Raw genomic sequence first — 2,331 nt, 5'->3', positions numbered from 1 at the left:
GGCGGGCTGCCAGCAGGAGCGGGAGCGCGGCGGTGACGGGGAGCACGAGCGCGGGGACCGTGCGGGAACGGACGCCGGTGCCGTGCGGCCGCACCACGGTGATCTCCTCGCCCGCGCCGGGCGGTGCGCTGCCGTCCGGCGCCCACAGGGCGATGCGGCCCTCGCGCGGCAGGGGCGCGGGCAGGAAGAGGGCGGCCACGTCCGGTGCGACCGCAGGGGTCCGCGGCATCGTCACTCCACCCCACCTCTTCCCTTCTGCTCTGCGCTGCCCTGTCCTTCTGCGCAACGTGCACGACCTGTACGACCTTACGGGCCGGGTACGACAGTCCCGGCCGGTGCCGCCCGTGCTGCCCGTGACGCGCTCCCCGGTCCGCGGACGGTCCGGGTTCCGGGAGACAATGGCCGCGGACCTGCACGAGACCTCATGAACAGGCGTGAACCTTGGGTGATCTGCTCCTCGTCCGGCACGGCGAGACCGAGTGGGCGCTGGACGGCCGGCACACCAGCTGGACGGACATCCCGCTCACCGAGAACGGCAGGGAGCAGGCGCGCCGTGTCGCGCCGCTCGTGGGCAGCTATCACGTGGGCGCGGTGTTCACGAGCCCGATGCGGCGCGCCCGCGACACGGCGGAGCTCGCGGGACTCCACACGGCCGTGGTCGACCCGGACCTGTGCGAATGGGACTACGGCGGCTACGAGGGCGTGACGACGCTGGAGATCCACCGCACCCGTCCCGACTGGTTCCTGTTCGACGACGGTGTGGCACCGGGCCCGCCCGAGCACCCGGGCGAGACACCGGAGCAGGTCGGGGCGCGCGCCGACCGCATGCTGTCGAAGGTGGACGCGGCGCTCGCGAACAACGAGGGCAGTGTCGTGCTGGTCGCGCACGGGCACTTCCTGCGGGTCCTGACCGCGCGGCGGCTGGGGCTGCCCGCGTCGGACGGGGCGCACTTCCTGCTGGCGACGGGCACGGTGAGCCGGATGAGCACGGAGCACGGCAGGCCGGTGGTCGCGGGCTGGAACCTGCGGCCCTGACCGGCTCGCGCGCCCGGCCGGGGCCCGTTGTCAGTGCCCTGCTGCACCATCGTCGGCAGGAGGTGTGCCATGACCAGACCACCGACCGCCGCCCAGGCGCGGATCATCGGCGCCGCCGACCCGGAGACCGGACGGATCACCGGCAGCTCGGCCCAGCTGGCGCGGCTCGTCGTGCTGAAGCTGGCGTTCCGGCATCCGCGGCCGCCGCACGCCCACTTCCTGACCCCGCAGGGCCACCGGCTGCGGGAGGCCGCCTCGGGGGAGCAGCCCGCCGCCGCACCGTCGGCACCGACGGCGCTGTCGGGGCCTTCCGCACCGGACGGCGTGTTCCGGGCACGCCTCGGCGGTGAGCCGGACGCCGGCCTGTCGCCCGCGCGCGCCCGCGAGGTGCGCACGGCCTGGCAGGGGCTGCTCGAGATACGCCGCATGACGAACCCCGGAGGCGCCGTGGACCGGCCGTGCGCGTGGGAGCGCGGCCGGCTGGCGGAGTCGGCCGCGCTGGCCCTGGAGGCGTCGGGCGCGGCACCGGCGAGCGGCGAGCGGCCGGGGTACCGGGTGGCGTCGACGCCGCAGCCCGAGGCGGTGGCGGTGCGGCATCCGGACGCGGCCGCTCTCGCGGCGTGCGGCGCGGCGCTGAAGGCGGCGGGCTGGCAGGTGAGCGAGCACACGGGGGCGCGGGCCGAGCGCTGGCTGCTCGCCTCACCCCGGCGGGCGTAGCCTGAGCAAGCGCTCACACATGCGGGCGGGGCACCGCCGCGAGGAACAGCGAGAGGAACGCCGTGACAGAGCCGACCGCGGGACCGCACACCGGGCCCGGCGCCGAGGGCGACGCCGAGCCGTTCACCGTCCGGATCGAGGTCCGGGGCTACGAGACCGACTCCCAGGGCCATCTGAACCAGGCGGTCTACCTGCAGTACGCGGAGCACGCCCGCTGGTCGGTCCTGCGGCGCGCGGGGATCGCCCAGAGCGAGCTGCTGGCCCGGGGCGTGGGGCCCGTCGCCCTGGAGACGACCGTGCGCTACCGCCGGGAGCTGCGCGCCGGCGACGAGGTGGACGTGGACTGCGTCTTCGAGTGGGGCGAGAGCCGTACGTTCCGCATCCGGCAGTCGGTGCGCAGGACGGACGGCACGCTCGCCGCGGAGGTGCTCGGCGTCGGGGCGGTCATGAACCTGGAGGAGCGGCGACTGGTGACGGATCCCGCGGGCCTCTTCAAGGAGCTGGCGGCGGACCCGGGCGTGCTCGGCCTGTAGGGCGCGGCGGTCCGGCTCCGGCTCCGGCTCCGGCTCCGGCTCCGGC

4 protein-coding genes are annotated in these 2,331 nt (G+C 75.8%); 3 read left to right on the top strand and 1 reads right to left on the bottom strand.

The annotated features are described in order from the left end of the window. The coding region (locus GTW43_RS25235) for a hypothetical protein (protein WP_161304309.1) at positions 1 to 229 on the bottom strand (229 nt) is incomplete at its 3' end. Between the two features lie 212 nt (positions 230 to 441). On the opposite strand from GTW43_RS25235, the gene GTW43_RS25230 reads away from it, so the two are divergent. The 3 genes from GTW43_RS25230 to GTW43_RS25220 all read left to right on the top strand — a co-directional run bounded on the left by GTW43_RS25230 (position 442) and on the right by GTW43_RS25220 (position 2,285). Next, a complete protein-coding gene (locus GTW43_RS25230) occupies positions 442 to 1,035 on the top strand; it encodes a histidine phosphatase family protein (RefSeq protein WP_161304308.1) in 594 nt (197 codons plus the stop codon). A 69-nt stretch (positions 1,036 to 1,104) separates the two neighbouring features. Continuing rightward, positions 1,105 to 1,752: a hypothetical protein gene (locus tag GTW43_RS25225; RefSeq protein WP_161304307.1), complete on the top strand. Its 648-nt coding sequence runs from the start codon at positions 1,105 to 1,107 to the stop codon at positions 1,750 to 1,752. 62 nt (positions 1,753 to 1,814) lie between these two features. Then, complete coding sequence (locus GTW43_RS25220; protein ID WP_161304306.1) at positions 1,815 to 2,285, top strand: acyl-CoA thioesterase; 471 nt, start codon at positions 1,815 to 1,817, stop codon at positions 2,283 to 2,285. Positions 2,286 to 2,331: the final 46 nt, after the last annotated feature.

The organism is Streptomyces sp. SID5785 (assembly GCF_009870065.1).
Taxonomy (GTDB): Bacteria; Actinomycetota; Actinomycetes; order Streptomycetales; family Streptomycetaceae; genus Streptomyces.
Note: the sequence above shows the minus strand (reverse complement) of the source record. Positions and strands in the feature narration are given on the sequence as shown.

Coding starts and splice junctions, on each gene's coding strand:
- GTW43_RS25225 (WP_161304307.1), top strand. CDS start 1,105: ATGACCAGACCACCGACCGCCGCCCAGGCGCGGATCATCGGCGCCGCC.